Raw genomic sequence first — 22933 nt, forward strand, 5'->3', positions numbered from 1 at the left:
GCGCGACCAGCCCCCACCCACCCGCGGTGAAAGAAACACCCGGGGGTCTGGGGCGGAGCCCCAGTTACGGGATGGGTAGGGGCGGAGGGGGCGAGAAACCCCACCTCAGCGACCGTTGAACGCGTCCTTCAGCCGCGAGAACAGCCCCTGCTGCCCGGGCTGGAACTGCCCGGTCGGCCGCTCCTCACCCCGCAGCTTGGCAAGCTCCCGCAGCAACCGCTCCTGCTCGGGATCGAGCTTCGTAGGCGTCATCACCTCGACGTGGACGATCAGATCCCCACGTCCGCCGCCCCGCAGATGCGTGACGCCCCGCCCGTGCAGCGGAATCGACTGCCCGGACTGCGTACCCGGACGGATGTCGACCTCTTCCAGCCCGTCGAGGGTCTCCAGCGGCACCTTCGTACCGAGGCACGCCGCGGTCATCGGGATGGTGACCGTGCAGTGCAGATCGTCACCGCGCCGCTGGAACACGGCGTGCGGCAGCTCGTGGATCTCGACGTAGAGGTCACCGGCGGGGCCTCCGCCGGGGCCGACCTCGCCCTCGCCCGCGAGCTGGATCCGCGTGCCGTTGTCGACACCGGCCGGGATCTTCACGGTCAGCGTCCGACGGGAGCGCACCCGCCCGTCACCCGCGCACTCGGGGCACGGAGTGGGGACGACAGTCCCGAAGCCCTGGCACTGCGGACACGGCCGCGAGGTCATGACCTGGCCCAGGAAGGACCGCGTCACCTGCGACACCTCACCGCGACCGCGGCACATGTCACACGTCTGCGCCGAAGTGCCCGGCGCCGCGCCTTCCCCATTACAGGTGGCGCAGACGACGGCCGTGTCGACCTGGATGTCCTTCGTCGTGCCGAAGGCGGCCTCGTCCAGCTCGATCTCGAGCCGGATCATGGCGTCCTGGCCACGGCGCGTACGCGACCGGGGGCCGCGCTGCGACGCCGTACCGAAGAAGGCGTCCATGATGTCCGAGAAGTTCCCGAAGCCGCCCGCGCCGAAGCCGCCCGCGCCCGCGCCGCCCGCCTGGGACAGCGGGTCACCGCCGAGGTCGTAGACCTGCTTCTTCTGTGGGTCCGACAACACCTCGTACGCGGCGTTGATCTCCTTGAACCGCTCCTGCGTCTTCGGATCGGGATTGACGTCCGGGTGCAGCTCGCGCGCGAGCCTCCGGAACGCCTTCTTGATCTCGTCCTGGGACGCGTCGCGGCGCACGCCGAGTACGGCGTAGTAGTCCGTGGCCACTTACGACTCCGCCAGGATCTGTCCGACGTACCGTGCCACCGCTCGTACCGCTCCCATCGTTCCCGGGTAATCCATGCGGGTCGGGCCGACCACGCCGAGTTTGGCTACTGCCTCGCCGCCCGAACCGTAGCCGACCGAGACCACGGACGTGGAGTTGAGTCCCTCATACGCGTTCTCGTGACCGATTCGCACGGTCATGCTCGAATCCCCGGCCTCACCAAGCAACTTGAGAAGCACGACCTGCTCCTCCAGCGCTTCGAGCACCGGCCGGATGGTGAGAGGGAAGTCATGTCCGAAACGGGTGAGATTGGCGGTGCCGCCGATCATCAGCCGCTCCTCGGTCTCCTCGACGAGTGTCTCCAGGAGGGTGGAGAGCACCGTCGCGACCGTACCGCGGTCCTCCGCCTCGAAGGCCTCCGGCAGGTCCTGCACGAGCTGCGGGACGTCCGCGAAGCGGCGGCCCGCGATCCGGCTGTTGAGCCGGGCCCGCAGATCCGCGAGCGACGTCTCGCCGAACGGCGCCGGGCAGTCGATCATGCGCTGCTCGACCCGGCCGGTGTCCGTGATCAGCACGAGCATCACGCGGGCGGGGGCGAGGGACAGCAGCTCCACGTGCCGCACGGTCGAGCGCGTCAGCGAGGGGTACTGCACCACGGCGACCTGCCGCGTGAGCTGCGCGAGCAGCCGTACGGTCCGGCCGACGACGTCGTCGAGGTCGACGGCGCCGTCGAGGAAGTTCTGGATGGCGCGCCGCTCGGGCGCGGTCATCGGCTTGACGCCCGCGAGCTTGTCGACGAAGAGCCGGTAGCCCTTGTCCGTGGGGATGCGCCCGGCGCTGGTGTGCGGCTGGGCGATGTAGCCCTCGTCCTCCAGCGCGGCCATGTCGTTGCGCACGGTCGCCGGCGAGACACCGAGGCGGTGCCGCTCCGTCAGCGCCTTGGAACCGACCGGCTCCTCGGTGCCCACGTAGTCCTGGACGATGGCGCGGAGCACCTCGAGCCTGCGTTCACTGAGCATCGCGCACACCTCCAGAAGTCTTCCCCGCGCTGTTCGTGGCCTTCGGCCTGGCACTCAGCGCACAAGAGTGCCAGCGTTCCCCGGCCCAGTGTACGGCGGTGAGGTACGGCCCCGGCAAGGGCGGGCCTGCGATGTCGTGCCTGGCAGGCTCTCACGGCTAGCGTCTCCGTATGAGGCTGACTTGGGAAGAGCTCGGGTGGGAACGGCTGGCGCCCCGGGTCGGGCGGCGGCGGCTTCCGGCCTGGGACTGCACGGCCGGGCTCGTGCTGGGCGAGGGCGCGGCGCTGATGATCGACGCGGGGTCGAACCTGCGGGAGGGCGCGCAGCTGCGGACCGAGGCACGGCGGCTCCTCGGTGACGACCGCAGAGTGACGCACCTCGCACTCACGCATCCCCACTTCGACCATGTCTTCGGGGCGGCGGCGTTCGCCGGGGTGGAGGTGTTCGGGGCGGTCGGCCTGGACACGGTCTTCGCGCACGACCGCGACGAGCTGCGCGCGGACGCTGTGCGCAACGGTCTCGACCCGCGCGAGGCGGAGGAAGCCGCGGACCTCCTGGTCCACCCCCGCCATCTGGTGTCCGGCGAGTGGACCCTCGACCTGGGCGGCGGCACCCAGGTCCTGCTGGCGAACGTCGGCCCGGCTCACACGTGCTACGACCTGGTGGTGCTGGTCCCCGGGTCGCCGTCCTCCCCGGAGATCGTCTTCTGCGGTGACCTGGTGGAGGAGTCGGGCGAGCCCCAGGCGGGTCCGGATGCCGTCCCGTCCCACTGGCCGGCGGCCCTGGACCGGCTGCTCGACCTGGGCGGGGAGGACGCGGTGTACGTGCCAGGACACGGCGCGGCGGTGAATGCGGCGTTTGTCCGTGCGCAGCGGGACGCGTTGGCCAGACGTTTCGGCGTGTCTTCGTAGCGGGCCGGGAGCTTCTCCTATCGTCATCCGAATGCGCCAGTACTCTCCGGACCTGACCCCGCCGTGGAAGAAGCCCAAGGCCGTGCCCGAGGTCCCCGCGGACCCAGGCCTGGTGGTCGAGGATCCCGGCACCGGCTTCTGCGGCGCGGTGATCCGCTGCGAGGCGGGCACGGTGACCCTGGAGGACCGCTTCGGCAAGCACCGCGTGTTCCCGCTGGAGCCGCGCGGCTTCCTCCTGGAGGGCAAGGCGGTGACGCTGGTCCGCCCCGCCGCCGGTCCAGTACGTCCCACTCGCACGGCCTCCGGTTCGGTCGCCGTCCCCGGGGCGCGGGCCCGGGTCGCGCGAGCCGGCCGCATCTACGTGGAGGGCCGCCACGACGCCGAACTGGTCGAGCGCGTCTGGGGCGACGACCTCCGCATCGAGGGCGTCGTCGTCGAGTACCTGGAGGGCATCGACGACCTCCCGTCGATCGTCGCGGACTTCGCGCCGGGACCGGACGCCCGCCTGGGCGTCCTCGTCGACCACCTCGTCCCCGGCACGAAGGAGTCCCGCATCGCGGAGTCGGTCACGAGCGAGCACGCCCTGGTGCTGGGCCACCCGTACATCGACATCTGGGAGGCGGTGAAGCCGTCCTCCGTGGGCATCCGGGCCTGGCCCCGGATCCCGCACGGCCAGGACTGGAAGACGGGCGTCTGCCGCGCCCTGGACTGGCCGGAGAACACCGGCGCGGCCTGGCAGCACATCCTGTCCCGGGTGCGCTCCTACAAGGACCTGGAGCCGGAACTCCTGGGCCGAGTGGAGGAGTTGATCGACTTCGTGACCGCACCGGCGTAGCTGTGGGCGGTCGTACGCAGCCGTGGCAGCCATACGCACCTGTGGGCGGTCGTACGCAGCTGTGGCAGCCGTACGCAGCCGTGGGCGGTCGTGCCGCTGGGGCGGCGCCCGTCGCGCAAACAGCGGCACCCTGCGCCTGCGAGTGCCGGTAAGCGCACCGCCCCCGGCCCCAGCCGGGCGCCTCAGTCCACCAGGTCCCGCACCACCGCGTCGGCCAGCAGCCGCCCCCGCAGGGTGAGAACGGCGCGACCGGCGTCGTACGGGCCGGGTTCGAGGAGTCCGTCGGACAGTGCGCGGCGGGAGGCGGCCAGCCCGTCGGGCCTGAGCAGGGACAGCGGGCAGCCCTCGCGCAGCCGCAGTTCGAGCAGGATGCGCTCGACGCGGCGGTCCTCCTCGGAGAGGAGTTCGCGGCCCGCGCCCGGGGAGCGGCCGGAGGCCAGGGCGGCGGCGTACGCCCCCGGATGCTTCACGTTCCACCAGCGCACGCCGCCGACGTGGCTGTGGGCGCCGGGACCCGCGCCCCACCAGTCGGCGCCGCGCCAGTACAGCTCGTTGTGCAGGCAGCGAGCGGCGTCGGAGGTGGCCCAGTTCGACACCTCGTACCAGTCGAAGCCTGCCGACGACATCACCTCGTCGGCGATGAGGTAGCGGTCCGCGTGGACGTCGTCGTCCGTCATCGGAACCTCGCCACGGCGGATGCGGCGGGCGAGCTGGGTGCCCTCCTCGACGATCAGGGCGTACGCGGAAATGTGGTCGGGACCGGCGCCGAGGGCCGCGTCGAGCGATGCGCGCCAGTCGTCGTCGGACTCGCCGGGCGTGCCGTAGATCAGGTCGAGGTTCACATGCTCGAAGCCCGCCGCGCGGGCCTCGGCGACACAGGCCTCGGGGCGGCCGGGGGTGTGCGTGCGGTCGAGCACCTTCAGTACGTGCTGCCGGGCGCTCTGCATGCCGAAGGAGATCCGGTTGAAGCCCCCCGCGCGCAGGGTCGCGAGGTACGCCGGGTCCACCGACTCCGGGTTCGCCTCGGTCGTGATCTCCGCATCGTCCGCGAGCCCGAACTCGTCGCGGATCGCCCCCAGCATCCGTACGAGATCGTCGGCGGCCAGCAGGGTCGGCGTACCGCCGCCGACGAAGACCGTGCGGACGGAGCGCGGGTCGTCGCCGAGGACCTTGCGGGCGAGGCGGACCTCGTCGATCAACGTGTCCGCGTAGTTGTCGCGGGAGGCGAGCACGCCTCCGGTGCCCCGCAGCTCGGTCGCCGTGTAGGTGTTGAAGTCGCAGTAGCCGCAGCGGGTCGCGCAGTACGGCACGTGGAGGTAGAACCCGAGGGGCCGCTCGGCCGCCCCGGCCAGGGCGTGCGCGGGCAACGCCCCGTCGTCGGGGACGGGCTCACCATCGGGGAGTGCGGAAGGCATGTCTTCCATTGTCCAGCACGGACAGCCATGCCCAGGTGTGCCCCGTCAGGGGCGCGGGGAACTGCGCGACCCGCCCCCACCGGCCCTCGCCGAGAAGACAACCCAGGGGGTCTGGGGGCAGAGCCCCCAGGTACGGGACGGGCAGGGGCGGAGGGGGCGAAAAACCGCCGTGCCCCTACTCGGCCTGCAGCACCAGCAACGCCATGTCGTCCTCCGGCGGCCGCGCCCCGAACTCATGCACCAGCCGGCGGATCCGTTCCGCGATCAGCTCGGCACTCAGCCCCGCACAGCCCTCCAGAGCCTTCGCGAGCCCGTCCTCGTCGTCGAACTGCCGGGCCCCACTGCGCCGCTCCGTCACACCGTCCGTGACACACAGCAAGGTGTCACCGGCATGCAGCTCGAAGGTCTCCGAGGTGTAGCCGGCGTCCTCGAAGACGCCGAGAAGGGTCTGCGGCCCCGCCACTTCCCGTACATCACCGTCGGGCCCGAGGAGCAGGGGCAGCGGATGCCCGGCGGAGGCCAGAGTGCAGCGCACACCACCGTCGAACGGGACGAGCTCGCCGTACAGCATCGAAAGGAACCGCGTCTGCGGCCCGAGGTCCGCACCGAGCCCGGGCCCACCCGCCGCCACGAGCGCACGCGCCGCCGCGTCGGCGGCCTCCGTCGCATCGTCGAGCAGGAGCTGGTTGAGGCGGTCGAGGACGTCCGCGACCTGGTAGCCCTCGCGGGCCAGCAGCCGCAGCCAGGGCCGGGCCAGGCCGATCACGACGGCGGCCTCGGGCCCCTTGCCCTGGACGTCGCCCACCGCGAAGCACCAGCGCCCGTCGCCCGCGGGGAACAGGTCGTAGAAGTCACCGCTGGGCCCGCCCTTGTCGAGCGGCTCGTACACGAGGGCACTGCGCACGCCCGGGATCTCGGCGACCGCGCCGGGCAGCAGGCCGCGCTGGAGGACCCGGCTGATGGTGGCCTGGCGCGCGTACTGGCGGGCCGCGCCGATGGAGAGAGCGATACGGCGGCTGAGGTCCTCGACCAGCCCGGTGATCTCGTCGGGGAAGACGGCCGGCCCGGCCCGCCCGATGACGAGCGTGCCCAGCGGCCGCCCGCCCGCGATCAGCCGGTACGCGAGCGCCGCCCCGCTCGCCCCGCGCCCGCCGAGTGCCTCGCCGGGCCAGGGCACGGGGACGGCCCGGGAACGCACCGCGTCGGGCAGCAGCGGCGGGTCCTTCTCCAGGGCACGGCGCAGTTCCTCGATGCGGTTCTCGCTGCCGTGCCAGACGCGCGCGAGCCGGGGTCCCAGCGCGAGGCCGAGACCGCCCGCCCGGTCGGTGGCCTCGTCCTCCAGCCACACGGCGCACCAGTCGGCGAGGCGCGGCACGAGCAGCTGTCCGGCGAGCGCGGCCACCAGGTCCTCGTCGAGCTGCCCGGCGAGCAGATCGGAAGCCTCGGCGAGGAAGGAGAGGGCCCCGCGGTTGAGCCAGTCCTGGTCCTGCTGGGCGTTCCGCCGCGGCTCGGGCGGGAGTATCTCGGGGGCGAGTATCTCGCCGACCCGCATCCCGCGCTCAAGCGCCTGTTCACCGGCGTACGCCGCTATCTTCTCCGCGACTCCGGACATCCTGTCGGTTCCCGAAATCCTGCCGGCTCCCGAGATCCTTCCCGCATCCGAGATCCGCCTCGAATCGGAGCCCCTTCCAGCGTCCGGGCCCCTTCCCGAACCCGAACCCCTTCTCGCGTCCGAGATCGGCCCCGAATCCGAGGTCCCTCCCGAGTCCGAGATCTTTCCCGTATCCGAGATCCTTCCCGCATCCGAGATCCTTCCCGCATCCGAGATCCTTCCGGATTCGGAATTCCTGTCGGCTCCCGAAATCATTTCGGCGCCCGGGACGCCTTCCGCGCACGGGACACCTTCCGCACCCGAGGGACTTTCCACACCCCCGACGCTTTCCGCACCCGAAACACCCCCCACCTCCATGACCGCGCTCCCGTCGACAGGCAGCCGCGCCCACACGGTCTTGACCCCGGTGCGATACGTGATCCCCCAGGCGTCGGAGAGCGCGGACACGAGCCGTAACCCGCGCCCGTACTCCGGTGTGCCGTACGGCCGTTCGACGCTGTCGTCCCGTACCGCGCGCGAGGGGTGGTGGTCGGAGACCTCGACGACCAGCGGGCCCGGCGCCCCGTCGCCCGCGGTCTCGAGGCGGCACAGCAGTTCGACGTCGGTGCCCGCGTGCACGACGGCGTTGGTGACGAGTTCGCTGGTCACGAGGACGGCGTCGTCGGTGAGGCGGTCGTCGATGATCTCGGCGCCGGGCAGGGCGAGTTCGGTCCAGTCGGCGAGCGCGCCGCGCACGAACCGACGGGCGGCTCCGGGGGCGAGCGGAGTACCCGGCAGCACGGTGCGGGCCACGACTTCCTGGCCGGCGCGGTTGTGCGCAGACGCATCAGGGGCACGCGCCATGGACTCGCGTTGCGTCGGAATGGCCCCCACTGTGCAGCTCCCTGAGCAGTTCGGACGAATACGCCTCAGACGATGCGGACAGAGTGACAGACTGGCCATGCCCATAAGCGCCGAGTTACCGAAGTGGGCCGCCATGAGTGAGAACAGTGGTATGCGTGTGCTCGAAGACGGACAGATTCGAGCATCGGATCTGCGTCCGCTGCTCGCCGCGATGACCGCCGCACGGGACGGCGACTTCAGCAAGGTGCCGGAAACGGGGCACGGTCCGGTGGCCGACCTCAGCACCATGTTCAACCAGATCATGGACCGCAGCGCCCACTTCAACTCCGAGGTGCAGCGCGTCCGCCGGGAGTTGGTACGGCACGGGCGGCTCGACGAGCGCCTTTCGGCCAGCCCTGGCCAGGGCAGCTGGACGACCCGGGTCAACGACGTGAACCAGCTGCTCGACGCCCTGGTGGCCCCCGCGGCGAACGCGACCCGCGTCCTCGACGCGGTGGCCGGCGGCGATCTCACCCAGCGGGTCGACCTGCACGACGGCAACCGCCAACTCCGCGGCGACTTACGCCGACTGGGCCGTGCCGTCAACAAGATGGTCGATCAGCTCTCCCTCTTCACCGGCGAGGTCACCCGCGTCGCCCGCGAGGTCGGCACGGAGGGGCGGCTCGGTGGCCGCGCCAAGGTGACGGGTCTGTCGGGGAGTTGGCGTGATGTGACCGAGGCGGTCAACACGATGGCGTCCCGTCTGACGGCCCAGGTGCGGGACATCGCCCTGGTGACCACGGCGGTGGCGCGCGGCGACCTGACCCGTACGGTGACCGTCGAGGCGACCGGCGAGCTCCTCGAACTGAAGCTCACCGTGAACACGATGGTCGACCAGCTCTCCGCCTTCGCCGACGAGGTGACGCGCGTCGCCCGCGAGGTCGGCACCGAGGGCCAGTTGGGCGGTCGCGCACAGGTGCGGGGCGTGAGCGGGGTCTGGAAGGACCTCACCGACAACGTCAACTTCATGGCCTCGAACCTGACGTCACAGGTACGGAACATCGCCCAGGTCACGACGGCCGTCGCGAACGGCGACCTCAGTCAGAAGATCACCGTCGACGCGCAGGGCGAGATCCTCGAACTCAAGTCGACGATCAACACGATGGTCGACCAGCTCTCCGCCTTCGCCGACGAGGTCACCCGCGTCGCCCGCGAGGTCGGCACCGAAGGAAACCTCGGCGGCCGGGCGCAAGTACGCGGAGTGAGTGGCGTCTGGAAGGACCTCACGGACAACGTCAACTTCATGGCGGACAACCTGACGTCACAGGTCCGCAATATCGCCCTCGTCTCCACGGCCGTGGCGCAGGGCGACCTCGGCAAGAAGATCACCGTCGAGGCGAAGGGCGAGATCCTCGAACTCAAGTCGACGATCAACACGATGGTCGATCAGCTCTCCGCCTTCGCCGACGAGGTCACCCGCGTCGCCCGCGAGGTCGGCACGGAAGGAAACCTCGGCGGCCAGGCGCAGGTGAGAGGCGTCTCCGGGGTCTGGAAGGACCTCACCGACAACGTCAACTTCATGGCTCTGAACCTGACGTCACAGGTACGGAACATCGCCCAGGTGACGACGGCGGTCGCGAACGGCGACCTGTCGAAGAAGATCACCGTCGACGCCCGCGGCGAGATCCTGGAGCTGAAGGACACCGTCAACACGATGGTGGAGCAGCTGCGTGCCTTCGCCGACGAGGTGACCCGCGTGGCCCGCGAGGTCGGCACCGACGGCCGCCTCGGCGGCCGCGCCCAGGTGCTCGGCGTGTCCGGCGTCTGGCGCGATCTGACCGACAACGTCAACTACATGGCCGACAACCTGACGTCACAGGTACGGAACATCGCGCAGGTCGCCACGGCCGTGGCCCAGGGAGACCTGTCGAAGAAGATCGACGTGGATGCCCGCGGCGAGATCCTCGAACTGAAGACGACCATCAACACGATGGTCGACACCCTCTCCTCCTTCTCCTCCGAGGTCACCCGCGTGGCCCGCGAGGTGGGCTCCGAGGGTCAACTCGGCGGCCAGGCCAGGGTCGAGGGCGTGTACGGCACCTGGAAGCGCCTGACGACGAACGTGAACGAGCTCGCCTCCAACCTCACCACCCAGGTCCGCGCGATCGCCGAAGTGGCGTCCGCCGTGGCCCAGGGCGACATGTCCCGCTCCATCACCGTGGAGACCCAGGGAGAGGTCGCCGAGCTGAAGGACAACATCAACCTGATGGTGGCCAACCTTCGCGAGACCACGCGCGCGAAGGACTGGCTGGAGTCGAACCTCGCCCGCCTCGCCGCGCTGATGCAGGGCCACCGCGACCTGATGGAGGTCGCCGACCTGATCCTGCGCGAGCTGACCCCGCTGGTGAACGCGCAGTACGGCGCCTTCTTCCTGGCCGACCCGGAGGAGGACGGGACGTCCCTGCGAACGGCGGTGCCCACCAAGGGACTTGCCTTCATCGCCGGGTACGGATCGGCGCAGGGCGCCACCGTCGACACGGGCGGTATGCCGGTGCACGGGCTGGTCCGGCAGGCGGCCCGCGAGAAGAAGCGGATCCTCGTCGAAGAGGCGCCGCCGGACTACATCAAAATCAACAGTGGCCTCGGCGAGGCGGCCCCGGCGAGCGTCGTGATCATCCCGATCCTCTTCGAGGACAAACTGCTCGGCGTCATCGAACTCGCCTCCTTCTCCCGCTTCTCGGACGTCCACCTGGCCTTCTTCGACCAGTTCGTGAACACCATCGGCGTCGCCATCAACACCATCATCGCCAACTCCCGTACGGAATCCCTGCTCGGCGAGTCCCAGCGCCTGGCCATCCAGCTCCAGGACCGCTCGGACGAACTCCAGTCGCAACAGGCCGAGCTGCAGCGCTCGAACGCCGAACTCGAAGAGAAGGCCGCCCTGCTGGCGACCAGCTCGCAGTACAAGTCCGAGTTCCTGGCGAACATGTCGCACGAACTGCGCACACCGCTCAACTCGCTGCTGATCCTCGCCCGGCTGCTCTCCGACAACCCGGACGGCCATCTCTCCGACCAGGAGGTGCAGTTCGCGACCACGATCCACCGCTCGGGCTCCGACCTCCTCCAGCTGATCAACGACATCCTGGACCTGTCGAAGATCGAGGCCGGCCGGATGGACGTACGCCCCAAGAAGCTTCCCCTGATCAAGCTGCTCGACTACGTCCACGCGACCTTCCGCCCGCTCACCCTGGACCGGGGGCTCGCCTTCGAGGTGACGGTCGGCGAGGACGTACCGCGGGAGATGTACTCGGACGAGCAGCGGCTTCAGCAGATCCTGCGCAACCTGCTCTCCAATGCGATCAAGTTCACCGCGACCGGCCGGGTCGAGTTGCGCGTCAACCGCCTCAAGGACCCGGAACACAACTTCACCCGCGAGAACAGCGACGACGTGATCGCCTTCGCGGTCTCCGACACCGGCATCGGCATCGCCGCGGAGAAACTCCCGGTGATCTTCGAGGCGTTCCAGCAGGCCGACGGCACCACCAACCGCAAGTACGGCGGCACGGGCCTCGGCCTGTCCATCAGCCGGGAGATCGCCGGGCTGCTCGGCGGTCGGATCATCGCGGAGAGCAAGCCCGGCAAGGGCTCCACCTTCACGCTGTACGTCCCTGTCGTGAGCCCCGGGCACACGGCGACCGGACCCACCCCCGAGGACCGCCAGGCGCCCGTGCCCGAGCAGCTGTCCAGCGAGCCGTACACCGCGCACGACACCGACGACACCTGGCCGACACCCACCAAGCTGGAGGCCTGGAAGTCCGGCCGAGCAGGCCAAGTCCTGCCGGGGCGCCGGGTGTTGATCGTGGACGACGACATCCGCAACGTCTTCGCGCTCACCCATGTCCTGGGCCGCGTCGGCATGCCCGTCCTGTACGCGGAGAACGGCCGCGAGGGCATCGAGACGCTCGAGCGCAATCCCGACGTCGAACTCGTCCTGATGGACATCATGATGCCGGAGATGGACGGCTACGAGACGATCTCCGCCATCCGCCGCACCCCGCGCTGGACCGGCCTGCCCATCGTCGCGCTGACCGCGAAGGCGATGCCCGGCGACCGCGAGAAGTCCATCGCACGGGGTGCCAACGACTACGTACCGAAGCCCGTGGACGTCGACCAGCTCCTCACCGTCGTCTGCGCCCTTCTCGACCCGGAGAGCATGGACGAGCCGGAGCAGGACGCCGCGGGCGGTGCGGTTGTACCGGGACCGAGCACATCAGGGGAGCCCGCGGTTCCGCCGACGACTGAGTGAGGCACAGTCACCATGAGCGCTGAGGAAACGACCGACGAGCGCGCCAGCATCCTTCTTGTCGACGACATGGAGGACAACCTGATCGCACTGGAGGCCGTCCTGGGGTCCCTCAACGAACCGCTGGTGCGCGCGCGTTCCGGCGAGGAGGCGATGAAGGCCCTGCTGCGGCAGCGGTTCGCCGTCGTCCTGCTCGACATCCGGATGCCGGGCATGGACGGTTTCGAGACCGCCGCGAACATCAAGCGGCTCGACCAGACGAAGGACGTCCCCATCATCTTCCTGACGGGCACGGACGCCGACGCGGGCTACGCCTTCCGCGGGTACGCGACCGGCGCCGCCGACTATCTGACGAAACCCTTCGACCCCTGGGTCCTGCGTGCCAAGGTCACCGTCTTCCTCGACCTGCACCGCAAGAACCAGCAGCTGGAGCGGATGCTCGCACGCGAGCAGGAACAGTTCGACGAGCTCGCCAACCGCCTGAAGAAGATCGAGACGCACATGGCGGCCAGCAGCCTCCAGGACGTCTTCGAACTGCGCCATCAGGTACGGCAGATGGAGGAGCTGTTGAGAGAGATGCGGAGGGGGCGGGGCCTGTAGCCCCCGCCCCGGGTGCCGCTCGAGATCAGGCCTCGCGCGTCCCCGCGTACATCTCGTCGATCAGGTGCTTGTACTCCCGCTCGACGACCGGGCGCTTCAGCTTCAGGCTCGGCGTGATCTCGCCGTGTTCGACGTCGAGGTCACGCGGGAGGAGGCGGAACTTCTTGATGGTCTGCCAGCGCTGGAGGCCCTCGTTGAGTTCCTTCACATAGCCCTCGACGAGGGCGACCGTGGCGGGCGCGGCGACGACATCGGCGTACGACTTGCCCTCCAGGCCGTTCTCCTTCGCCCAGTCCAGGATGGACGGCTCGTCGAGGGCGATGAGCGCGGTGCAGAAGTTCCGGTCGGCGCCGTGCACGAGGATGTTGGAGACGTACGGGCAGACGGCCTTGAACTGGCCCTCGACCTCGGCGGGCGCGATGTACTTGCCGCCGGACGTCTTGATCAGGTCCTTCTTGCGGTCGGTGATGCGGAGGTAGCCGTCGGGGGACAGCTCGCCGATGTCGCCCGTGTGGAACCAGCCGTCCGACTCCAGGACCTCGGCGGTCTTCTCGGGCAGCCCGTGGTAGCCCTCCATGATGCCGGGGCCGCGCAGCAGGATCTCGCCGTCGTCCGCGATGCGCACCTCGGTGCCGGGCAGCGGCTTGCCGACGGTGCCGGTGCGGTACGCCTCGCCGGGGTTCACGAAGGAGGCCGCGGAGGACTCCGTGAGGCCGTACCCCTCCAGGATGTGGATGCCGGCGCCCGCGAAGAAGTAGCCGATCTCGGGCGCGAGCGCGGCGGAGCCGGAGACGCAGGCGCGCAGGTTGCCGCCGAAGGCCTCGCGGATCTTGGCGAAGACGAGCGCGTCGGCGACCTTGTGCTTGGCGCCGAGCGAGAAGGGGACGGAGGCGGTGCCGGTGCGGCGGAAGTTGTCCTGGCTGGCCTTCGCGTACTCGCGGGAGACCTCGGCGGCCCACTGGAAGATCTTGTACTTGGCGCCGCCGCCGGCCCGTGCCTTGGCCGCGACCCCGTTGTAGACCTTCTCGAAGATGCGCGGCACGGCCGCCATGTACGTCGGCTGCACGACCGGCAGATTCTCGATGATCTTGTCCACGCGGCCGTCGACGGCGGTGACGTGCCCGACCTCGATCTGGCCGGAGGTGAGCACCTTGCCGAAGACGTGCGCGAGCGGCAGCCAGAGGTACTGCACGTCCTCGCCACTGATCAGACCGGTCGCGGCGATGGCCTTGGCCATGTACGCCCAGTTGTCGTGCGGGAGGCGGACGCCCTTGGGGCGGCCCGTGGTGCCGGAGGTGTAGATGAGGGTGGCGAGCTGATCGGCGGTGATCGCGCCGACCTTCTCCTTGATCAGGTCGGGGTTCTTCTCCAGGTAGGCGGCGCCGCGCGTCTCCAGCTCGGCGAGCGTGAGGACCCAGTCACCGGTCTCGACGCCGGCCGGGTCGATGACGACCACGTGGGTCAGCTCGGGCAACTCGGCGCGCTTCTCCTGGGCCTTGGCGAGCTGGGCCGCGTCCTCCGCGATGAGCACCTTGCTCTCGGAGTCGGAGAGGATGAACGCCGACTCCTCGGCGTTGGTCTGCGGGTACACGGTCGTCGTGGCCGCGCCCGCGCACAGGATGCCGAGGTCGGCCAGTATCCACTCGACCCGGGTGGAGGAGGCGAGCGCGACGCGCTGCTCCGGCTGCACACCCAGTTCGATCAGACCGGCCGCGATGGCGAAGACCCGCTCAGCGGCCTGCCCCCAGCTCAGCGACTTCCATTCGTCCGGGCCCTCACCCGAGGCCGGTGGCACCGGGTAGCGGTAGGCCTCGGCGTCCGGTGTGGCCGCCACGCGCTCCAGGAAGAGGGCCGCCACGGACGGCGGACGGTTCTCGATCAGGGTCTGTGTGTCGCTCACGACATCCTCCGGGGCCCGCGACAGTGCGTGCGTCTGGCTCGACCGACTGTTGGCTGCTGCCAACTGCTGTCTCTTGGCTGCCGACTACTGCTGTGCGGCTGGCTGGTTTCGGCTGTTGTTTAACTCGCGAGTAACCATCGAGCAGAGATCAGAGTAAAGCGCGTCCGCCCGGTGCGTAAGAGGCGGCGGCCTGTCACTTCCTACAGAGAGCAACCCTACGCACGCGTACGGGCTCGCCGCACCGAAGCGCGACGAGCCCGCATTGTGCCCGAGTTTCCGGGGGTAACAGACGACTGTTCCCGAGGAACGGACGCCTACTTCTTGCCCTTGGCCGAGCCACCGCTGTCGTCGCTGGACAGCACGGCGATGAAGGCCTCTTGCGGAACCTCCACAGAGCCCACCATCTTCATCCGCTTCTTGCCTTCCTTCTGCTTCTCCAGCAGCTTCCGCTTACGGGAGATGTCACCGCCGTAGCATTTGGCGAGGACGTCCTTGCGGATGGCGCGGATGGTCTCGCGGGCGATGACCCGGGAGCCGATGGCCGCCTGGATGGGCACCTCGAAGGCCTGCCGAGGGATGAGCTCCCGCAGCTTGGCGACGAGCCGCACACCGTACGCGTACGCCTGGTCCTTGTGCGTGATCGCCGAGAAGGCGTCCACCTTGTCGCCGTGCAGCAGGATGTCGACCTTGACCAGGCTGGAGGTCTGCTCGCCGGTGGGCTCGTAGTCGAGCGAGGCATAGCCACGGGTCTTGGACTTCAACTGGTCGAAGAAGTCGAAGACGATCTCGGCGAGCGGCAGCGTGTAGCGGATCTCGACCCGGTCCTCGGACAGATAGTCCATGCCGAGCAGGGTGCCGCGTCGGGTCTGGCACAGCTCCATGATCGAGCCGATGAACTCGGAGGGCGCGAGGATCGTGGCGCGTACGACGGGTTCGTACACCTCACTGATCTTCCCCTCCGGGAACTCGCTGGGGTTGGTGACCGTGTGCTCGGTCCCGTCCTCCATGACCACGCGGTACACCACGTTCGGCGCGGTGGCGATGAGATCGAGTCCGAACTCACGCTCAAGCCGCTCACGGATCACATCAAGGTGCAGCAGCCCCAGGAAGCCGACACGGAATCCGAAGCCGAGGGCGGCGGACGTCTCGGGCTCATAGACGAGCGCGGCATCGTTGAGCTGCAGCTTGTCGAGGGCGTCGCGCAACTCGGGGTAGTCGGACCCGTCGAGCGGATACAGCCCGGAGAAGACCATGGGCTTGGGGTCCTTGTACCCGCCGAGCGCCTCGGTCGCGCCCTTGTGCAGGGTGGTGATGGTGTCACCGACCTTGGACTGGCGAACGTCCTTCACACCGGTGATGAGGTAACCGACCTCACCGACCCCGAGCCCGTCGGCCGGAAGCATCTCCGGCGAGTTGGTCCCGATCTCCAGGAGCTCATGCGTGGCCCCCGTGGACATCATCCGGATCCGCTCACGCTTGGTGAGCTGCCCGTCGATGACTCGTACGTAGGTGACGACACCCCGGTAGGAGTCGTACACGGAGTCGAAGATCATCGCGCGGGCGGGCGCATCGGCGACACCGACGGGGGCCGGGATCTCCGCAACGACCTTGTCCAGCAGCGCCTCGACACCGAGCCCGGTCTTGGCGGAGACACGCAGCACGTCATCAGGCTCGCAGCCGACAAGATTCGCGAGCTCTTCAGCGAACTTCTCGGGCTGAGCGGCCGGCAGATCGATCTTGTTGAGTACGGGGATGATCGTGAGGTCGTTCTCCATCGCCAGGTAGAGATTGGCGAGGGTCTGGGCCTCGATTCCCTGGGCTGCGTCGACGAGCAGGACCGTGCCCTCGCAGGCCGCCAGGGACCGCGACACCTCGTACGTGAAGTCGACGTGCCCGGGGGTGTCGATCATGTTGAGGATGTGGGTTTTGCCCTTGTCCTCGGTCGGCGCCCAGGGCAGACGGACCGCCTGGGACTTGATCGTGATGCCACGCTCGCGCTCGATGTCCATGCGGTCGAGGTACTGGGCACGCATCTGCCGCTGCTCGACCACCCCGGTCAGCTGGAGCATGCGGTCGGCGAGCGTGGACTTGCCGTGGTCGATGTGCGCGATGATGCAGAAATTGCGGATCAGAGCCGGGGCGGTACGGCTCGGCTCGGGCACATTGTTAGGGGTCGCGGGCACGCAGGGTCCTGTCTCTTGAGGCGCCTGTCGCCTCGGGTCGGATCGATACGTAGGCTCCATGGTCCCACGGGTGAGGAGCTGCGACCGGTTTGGGCCGCGTGAGCTGGCGGCTTCGGGCCGTGGGAGCGGCCGGCCGACGACCGGTTTGGGCTGGTCGTACGACGGCTGGTAGCCTGGGTGGCTGTGTCTCGTGCCCTCTCTGCAGGAGGCACACCCCAAGGAAATCAAACGGCGAGTGAGACGTGCTGTCTCGCGCGCCTGAACCTGTAAAGGCTCATTCGTGGCGAACATCAAGTCCCAGATCAAGCGGATCAAGACCAACGAGAAGGCCCGGCTGCGCAACAAGGCCGTCAAGTCTTCCCTGAAGACCGCGATCCGCAAGGCCCGCGAGGCCGCTGCCGCGGGTGACGTCGAGAAGGCCACCGAGTACACGCGCGCCGCGTCGCGCGCCCTCGACAAGGCCGTCTCGAAGGGCGTCATCCACAAGAACCAGGCCGCCAACAAGAAGTCGGCGCTTGCTTCGAAGGTCGCTTCCCTCAACGGCTGAGTCGGCTGAGCCCTGCTGGGCTCAACCCCTGACTTGACCGCCGGAAAGGACCAAGCGGGCCCTCTCTTCCGCTCCTGACCGGCACCCCCGGACCCGTGCGCGGCCTGCGTTCGCCACGCGGGCACGGATCCATCAGCTTGAACCGAAGGCCTCGTGTCCTCTCCTTCCCCAGGAGAGGGGCGGGGCCTTCGGGACTTTTTGCCGACCAGCGGTAGTGGTTCTCAGCCCGTCCGGCGTTTGAGGGCGAGGCCGTTCAGGCCGATACGAAGGTCTGGGAGCGGAGCCCCCAGGCACGGAACGGGCAGGGGCGGAGGAGGCGCAAAACGCCCTGGGTGGCACCGGCGCGGGGAAACCTAACCCCGTCGGGACCGAGCCGCCCGAGCAATGGCAACGACCGCTTTCTCCAGGGCGTACTCAGGATCATCCCCGCCCCCCTTGACGCCGGCATCGGCCTCGGCGACGGCCCGCAGGGCAACGGCAACCCCATCCGGAGTCCACCCCCGCATCTGCTGCCGAACCCGATCAATCTTCCACGGCGGCATCCCGAGCTCACGGGCAAGGTCGGTCGGCCGCCCGCCCCGCGCGGAGGACAGCTTCCCAATGGCCCGCACCCCCTGCGCCAGCGCACTGGTGATCAGCACAGGCGCGACCCCGGTCGACAGCGACCAGCGCAACGCCTCCAACGCCTCCGCGGCCCGCCCCTCCACGGCCCGATCGGCCACCGTGAAACTCGACGCCTCGGCGCGCCCGGTGTAGTACCGCCCGACGACAGCCTCGTCGATCGTCCCCTCGACGTCCGCCGTCAACTGAGACACCGCGGAAGCGAGCTCCCGCAGATCACTCCCGATGGAGTCGACAAGCGCCTGACAGGCCTCAGGCGTGGCAGACCTCCCGAGCGCCCGAAACTCCCCCCTCACAAACGCCAGCCGATCCGCCGGCTTCGTCATCTTGGGGCACGCCACCTCCCGCGCCCCCAGCTTGCGCGCGGCGTCGAGCAGTCCCTTGCCCTTGGCCCCACCGGCGTGCAGCAGCACGAGGGTGATCTCCTCGGCCGGTGCCTCCAGGTACGCCTTCACGTCCTTGATGGTGTCGGCCGACAGATCCTGCGCGTTGCGTACGACCACGACCTTGCGCTCGGAGAAGAGCGACGGACTCGTCAGCTCGGCAAGCGTGCCGGGCTGCAACTGGTCCGGAGTGAGGTCCCGTACATCCGTGTCGGCGTCGGCGGCCTTTGCGGCGACCACCACCTCCCGCACGGCACGGTCGAGCAGGAGATCCTCCTGGCCCACGGCAAGCGTGACGGGGGCGAGAGGGTCGTCATGAGCGGTCTTCTTGGCCATCACCGAAAGCATCCCATGCGCCACTGACAACGCGGACCGGTCGCGGCGCTCGCCAGGGGGCGGACCCGGGGGAAGGGGGCGCCCCCTGGCGGGCGGCCCTTGGCGACAGCAGTTCCTCTACCGCGCCCCGACGTCGGCGCGCGATACAGCCGTTCCTCTACCGCGCCCCGACGGCGACGCGCGGAACCGCACGACCAGCCACGCGCGCCCCCAGCCGACGAACCGCCCGCGGTTTGCCGCTCCTCAGTCAGAACACTCCGGCTTCCCACACGGAACGCTCCACCCACGGTTTGCCCCTCCTCAGTCAGAACACTCCGGCTTCCCACACGGAACGCCACAGCTCCCCCAGCAGAGAGCCACACCCCCCGGGCGGAGCGCTACGGCTCCTCGCGCCAGCCGTCCCACTCCCCCGCGAACTCGTCCAGCTCCTTCGGGTCGAGCCGCTCCCCGGGATCCGCCAGAACCACCAGCCACTGCGCGTCCTCGGCATCGTCCTCACCGGCCAGCGCGTCCCGTACGAGCTGCGGCTCCTCGTCGAGCCCGAACCGGTCACCGAGCGCCTCCGCCGCCTCTTCCGCGGCATCGCGGTCGGGCAGTACCAGCACATGTCTCACATCACTCACGTGGACATTTTCCGATATGCCCGCCAGCACCGACGACGGGGTCTGCCCTCGCACCAGCCATGCCCGAACGCCAGGTCGGCCCAGGTCTCCCCCACCCGCCGCACTTCCCGCAGCCGATGCCCTCCCGACGTCGACGCGCCTCCCGCGCCCCTGTCACCCCCGCCCCCATCTCACTCCCGCGCCTTCCTCACCTCCGGCACCTCGTCCAACTCGATCCCGAAGCGCTCCCGATACGTGGCCAGCACCTCCTCGTCCGTGGCCAGTTCCGACACATCCTTCGTCCCGTCGGCCGTCGTCACCGTGAAGTTCCGCCCGCTGAGCGTGATCCTTCCTCCGTCCTTCGTGACCCGCGAACAGACCAGCGACCGCCCGAAATGCGACACCGGCGAGGTGCTGTGCCACCAGGCCCCGGCGACGAAGTCCCCGAGCACCCGCGGCCGCACCTCCAAGCGGTACTGCGCCTTGCCGTTCCGGACGACGTCGAGATCCTCGCCCTCACGCGAACCGCCGACCCCGCGAACCCCCGCAGCATCCGGCCCCGACTCGACGACCCGGAACATGCCGCCCGGATCCTCCTGTTCCCCTCTCTCCCCGAAGGCCAGCGGGTAGTGACTGTGCGCCCCGAACCCGACGTCGGCCAGCCAGTCGCCCCCGTCCGCCGTCCGCACCCGCAGCGCGAGATGGTCGTACGGAATCCCGAGCCGCCCCTCCTCGCCGTACACCCGCGCCGCGAGCAGCGTCACGTCGAAGCCCAGCGCCCCCAGCAACGCCCCGAACGCGCCGTTCAGTTCGTAACAGAACCCACCCCTGCGAGCGCCCACCAGCTTCTCCAGCAGGCTCTCCTCTTCCAGCACGATCTCCTCACCGAGATGGATCGACAGGTTCTCGAACGGCACCGTCTCCAGATGGCGCAGCTGTAGTTCCCGGAGCACATCGGAGGTGGGCCACGCGGGGTGCTGGGCCCCGATCCGGCGGAGGTAGGCGTCGGCCTGTGCGGAATTCATGAGTTCAGTCTCTCGCCACACTCAACCCCCCGCCCGCACCGACGACAGCCAGCGCCCCGTCCTCGTCCGTACGCAGCACCACCGCACCTCCGGCCCGCAGCGCCGCGACGGTGCTCGGCGCGGGATGCCCGTACGGGTTGTCCTTGCCGCAAGAGATCAGCGCGAGCCGCGGGGCCACCCTGCGTATGAGGTCCGGGTCCTGGTAGGCCGAACCGTGATGGGCGACCTTGAGAACATCCACGGCTCCCAGCTCCTCGGCCGCCGGCGATCTCAACAGGGCCCGCTGAGCCGGAGGTTCCAGGTCACCGAGCAACAGCAGCCGCAGTCCCGCCGACCTTACGATCAGGGCGACACTGGCGTCGTTCGGGCCGTCCGGCGTAGGGGCTGGGCTCGGGGGCGGCCACAACACCCGCCAGTCGAGGCTTCCCGTGCGCCGCCGCTCCCCCGCCACCGCCCGCGTCACGGGGATGTGACGTGCGGCCGCCTCCCTTCGTACGAACTCGGCCTGGTCCGATGGCTCTTCGAAGTCGGTCGTCTCGATCGCGCCCACCGAACGCCCACGCAGCACGCCCGGCAGTCCCGCGACATGATCGGCGTGGAAGTGCGTCAGTACGAAGAGCGGAATCCTGGTGATGCCGAGCGCGCTCAGGCAGCGGTCGACCAACACCGGATCGGGCCCGGCGTCCACCACCACCGCGGCGCCGTCGCCCGCCGAGAGCACCGTCGCGTCCCCCTGCCCCACATCGCACATCGCGAACCGCCAGCCGGGCGGAGGCCACCCCGTGATCACCCTGGCGAGAGGCGGCGGCTGCACCACGACCAGCAGGAACAGCAGCACGCAGGCGCCGCTCAGCCACGGGTGCCTCAGCAACCGTCGCCCCACGAGCACGACCACCGCCGTGACGAGAGCCAGCAGCAGCGCCCCCGTCCAGCTGCCCGGCCAGTTCACTCCCCCACCGGGCAGAGCCGCCCCGGTACGCGCGATGTCCGCGATCCATCGAGCGGGCCAACTCGCGCACCACGCCAGGACCTTGGCGACGGGCATCGCCACTGAGCCCGTCGCCAGTGTCGCGAAACCCAGCACTGTGGCCGGCGCGACGGCGAACTCCGCCAGCAGGTTGCACGGCACCGCCACCAGGCTCACCCGAGCCGACAGGACGGCGACAACCGGCGCGCACAGGGCCTGCGCCGCGGCGGCCGCCGCGAGCGCCTCGGCCAGACGCGGCGGTACACGTCGCCTCTGGAGCGCCGCGCTCCATCGCGGGGCGAGGGTGAGCAGGGCGCCGGTCGCCAGGACGGAGAGCAGGAAGCCGTAACTACGAGCCAGCCACGGGTCGTACAGCACCAGCAGAAGGACGGCCGTGGCCAGCGCGGGGATCAGCGATCTGCGGCGCCCGGTCGCGATGGCGAGCAGCGCGATCGATCCGCAGGCCGCGGCCCGCAGCACACTCGGGTCCGGTCGGCAGACGATCACGAAGGCGAGCGTGAGCGCTCCGCCGAGCAGTGCGGTCGCCCGGAGCGGAACGCCGAGCCGCGGTGCGAGACCCCGCCGCTCGGCACGCTGGGCCAGGCCCGGCGGTCCGATGAACAGGGCGAGGAGGATCGTGAAATTTCCGCCGCTGACAGCCAGGAGGTGCGTGAGATCGGTCGCCTTGAACGCGTCGTCCAACTCCGGTGTGACGCGTGAGGTGTCCCCCACGACCAGCCCGGGCAGCAGCGCCCGCGCGTCCGTCTCCAGCCCGTCGGTGGCCTCCCGCAGGCCTTCACGCAGCCGTCCGGCGAACCGCTGCGGCGTGGACGGTTTGCCCACCACGTCGGGCGGCGCGCTGCCCCGCACTCGCAGAACGGCCGCGATGTCATCGCCGCCCGACAGGGCGGGCACCAGCCGCGCCGCGACCCGCAACCGCGTGGACGGCAGCAGCGACAGCCAGGGCGAACCCTCAGTGCCGTCAGCACCCTCAGAACCTTCGCCGGAGGGCCGAGGCGAACCCCTTGGCGAGCGCGCGTCGACGATCATCAGCACCGGCGCACGAGTCGCCACGACCGTCCTGTCCGCGCGCGTCACCCGCCTGACCTCCGCGTTCAGCAGCACGGCCGTCGGAGCCATGTGATCCCCCTTGATCCGGGGCCGGGTGAGCCGTGGATCGGAGGTGATCTCCACCTCGGCGGTCACGTCGGCGAACTGCCGCGCCAGGGAAGGAACGGGCCCGCGTCGCAGATCCGCCCCGTGCAACCCTGCCGATGCCGCGGCCGCGGCGACACAGAGCAGCGCTGCGGCAACGGAGACCCGCCGCCACGAGCCCAGCCCCGCTCCCCCGTGTCCCTTCGCGCCGCGCGTCCCTCTCCGCCCCGCCACCAAAAGTGCGCCGGCCACGACCAGCGAGAGCACGACCACACCCGTGACCCAGGCAGGCGAGGCACCCACCGTCACAGCGGCCGTCACCCAGGCCGCCAGAGCGGGCGGCACGAGCCGGAGATCCGTCGGTCCTTCCTCCCGGGGATACGAGGCCCCCAGCCGCTTGCCCGAGGCGGCATGCACGGCGCGTCGACTCGCGGCGCCGGGGACGCTGGGGCGGTTC

Annotated in this window: 15 protein-coding genes; 5 read left to right on the top strand and 10 right to left on the bottom strand. The window is 69.8% G+C overall.

Features of this window, described 5'->3' with window-relative positions:
* Nucleotides 1-105 precede the first annotated feature (105 nt).
* Both dnaJ and hrcA read right to left on the bottom strand, forming a co-directional pair.
* A complete protein-coding gene (gene dnaJ, locus AB5J53_RS17030; RefSeq protein ID WP_369246507.1) occupies nt 106-1242 on the bottom strand; it encodes a molecular chaperone DnaJ in 1137 nt (378 codons plus the stop codon).
* Nucleotides 1243-2259: a heat-inducible transcriptional repressor HrcA gene (gene hrcA, locus AB5J53_RS17035; RefSeq protein WP_369246508.1), complete on the bottom strand. Its 1017-nt coding sequence runs from the start codon at nt 2257-2259 to the stop codon at nt 1243-1245.
* Nucleotides 2260-2429: 170 nt separating this feature from the next.
* Here hrcA and AB5J53_RS17040 point away from each other — a divergent pair, with 170 nt between their 5' ends.
* Nucleotides 2430-3170: an MBL fold metallo-hydrolase gene (locus tag AB5J53_RS17040; protein WP_369246509.1), complete on the top strand. Its 741-nt coding sequence runs from the start codon at nt 2430-2432 to the stop codon at nt 3168-3170.
* A gap of 31 nt (nt 3171-3201) precedes the next feature.
* Entirely contained in the window at nt 3202-4005 is an 804-nt protein-coding gene (locus AB5J53_RS17045) for a DUF3097 domain-containing protein (RefSeq protein WP_369246510.1), read from the top strand.
* Between the two features lie 182 nt (nt 4006-4187).
* Here the strand turns inward: AB5J53_RS17045 and hemW are convergent, their stop codons facing one another.
* Nucleotides 4188-5420, bottom strand: coding sequence for a radical SAM family heme chaperone HemW (gene hemW / locus AB5J53_RS17050; protein ID WP_369246511.1), 1233 nt, complete (start codon nt 5418-5420; stop codon nt 4188-4190).
* Nucleotides 5421-5595: 175 nt separating this feature from the next.
* The gene (locus AB5J53_RS17055) at nt 5596-7905 is read right to left on the bottom strand and encodes a SpoIIE family protein phosphatase (RefSeq protein ID WP_369246512.1); all 2310 of its coding nucleotides are present in this window, start codon (nt 7903-7905) and stop codon (nt 5596-5598) included.
* A 103-nt stretch (nt 7906-8008) separates the two neighbouring features.
* On the opposite strand from AB5J53_RS17055, the gene AB5J53_RS17060 reads away from it, so the two are divergent.
* Nucleotides 8009-12160 (top strand): HAMP domain-containing protein, encoded by a 4152-nt coding sequence (locus tag AB5J53_RS17060; RefSeq protein ID WP_369246513.1) that lies wholly within the window; start codon nt 8009-8011, stop codon nt 12158-12160.
* Nucleotides 12161-12172: 12 nt separating this feature from the next.
* Nucleotides 12173-12757, top strand: a complete 585-nt coding sequence (locus tag AB5J53_RS17065; RefSeq protein WP_369246514.1) for a response regulator — start codon at nt 12173-12175, stop codon at nt 12755-12757.
* 25 nt (nt 12758-12782) lie between these two features.
* On the opposite strand, the gene AB5J53_RS17070 is transcribed toward AB5J53_RS17065, so the two are convergent.
* Both AB5J53_RS17070 and lepA read right to left on the bottom strand, forming a co-directional pair.
* Nucleotides 12783-14657: a long-chain fatty acid--CoA ligase gene (locus AB5J53_RS17070; protein ID WP_369246515.1), complete on the bottom strand. Its 1875-nt coding sequence runs from the start codon at nt 14655-14657 to the stop codon at nt 12783-12785.
* Nucleotides 14658-14971: 314 nt separating this feature from the next.
* A complete protein-coding gene (gene lepA, locus AB5J53_RS17075; RefSeq protein WP_369246516.1) occupies nt 14972-16840 on the bottom strand; it encodes a translation elongation factor 4 in 1869 nt (622 codons plus the stop codon).
* A 280-nt stretch (nt 16841-17120) separates the two neighbouring features.
* Between lepA and rpsT the strand changes: the two genes are divergently transcribed.
* A complete protein-coding gene (gene rpsT, locus AB5J53_RS17080; protein WP_369246517.1) occupies nt 17121-17387 on the top strand; it encodes a 30S ribosomal protein S20 in 267 nt (88 codons plus the stop codon).
* Between the two features lie 353 nt (nt 17388-17740).
* Here rpsT and holA read toward each other — a convergent pair whose 3' ends face one another.
* The 4 genes from holA to AB5J53_RS17100 all read right to left on the bottom strand — a co-directional run bounded on the left by holA (nt 17741) and on the right by AB5J53_RS17100 (nt 22893).
* The gene (gene holA / locus AB5J53_RS17085; RefSeq protein WP_369246518.1) at nt 17741-18727 is read right to left on the bottom strand and encodes a DNA polymerase III subunit delta; all 987 of its coding nucleotides are present in this window, start codon (nt 18725-18727) and stop codon (nt 17741-17743) included.
* Nucleotides 18728-19104: 377 nt separating this feature from the next.
* Nucleotides 19105-19350, bottom strand: a complete 246-nt coding sequence (locus AB5J53_RS17090) for a hypothetical protein (RefSeq protein WP_369246519.1) — start codon at nt 19348-19350, stop codon at nt 19105-19107.
* 170 nt (nt 19351-19520) lie between these two features.
* Nucleotides 19521-20354, bottom strand: coding sequence for an arylamine N-acetyltransferase (locus tag AB5J53_RS17095; protein ID WP_369246520.1), 834 nt, complete (start codon nt 20352-20354; stop codon nt 19521-19523).
* A gap of 4 nt (nt 20355-20358) precedes the next feature.
* Nucleotides 20359-22893, bottom strand: coding sequence for a ComEC/Rec2 family competence protein (locus AB5J53_RS17100; protein ID WP_369246521.1), 2535 nt, complete (start codon nt 22891-22893; stop codon nt 20359-20361).
* Between the last annotated feature and the right edge of the window lie 40 nt (nt 22894-22933).

It is taken from the genome of Streptomyces sp. R41 (assembly GCF_041053055.1).
GTDB lineage: Bacteria > Actinomycetota > Actinomycetes > Streptomycetales > Streptomycetaceae > Streptomyces.

What these genes read in the sequence shown, in the direction of transcription:
- AB5J53_RS17040 (WP_369246509.1), top strand. Translation starts at nt 2,430, where the DNA reads ATGAGGCTGACTTGGGAAGAGCTCGGGTGGGAACGGCTGGCGCCCCGG.
- AB5J53_RS17060 (WP_369246513.1), top strand. Translation starts at nt 8,009, where the DNA reads ATGAGTGAGAACAGTGGTATGCGTGTGCTCGAAGACGGACAGATTCGA.
- AB5J53_RS17065 (WP_369246514.1), top strand. Translation starts at nt 12,173, where the DNA reads ATGAGCGCTGAGGAAACGACCGACGAGCGCGCCAGCATCCTTCTTGTC.
- holA (WP_369246518.1), bottom strand. Translation starts at nt 18,727, where the DNA reads ATGGCCAAGAAGACCGCTCATGACGACCCTCTCGCCCCCGTCACGCTT.
- AB5J53_RS17095 (WP_369246520.1), bottom strand. Translation starts at nt 20,354, where the DNA reads ATGAATTCCGCACAGGCCGACGCCTACCTCCGCCGGATCGGGGCCCAG.
- hemW (WP_369246511.1), bottom strand. Translation starts at nt 5,420, where the DNA reads ATGCCTTCCGCACTCCCCGATGGTGAGCCCGTCCCCGACGACGGGGCG.
- hrcA (WP_369246508.1), bottom strand. Translation starts at nt 2,259, where the DNA reads ATGCTCAGTGAACGCAGGCTCGAGGTGCTCCGCGCCATCGTCCAGGAC.
- AB5J53_RS17045 (WP_369246510.1), top strand. Translation starts at nt 3,202, where the DNA reads ATGCGCCAGTACTCTCCGGACCTGACCCCGCCGTGGAAGAAGCCCAAG.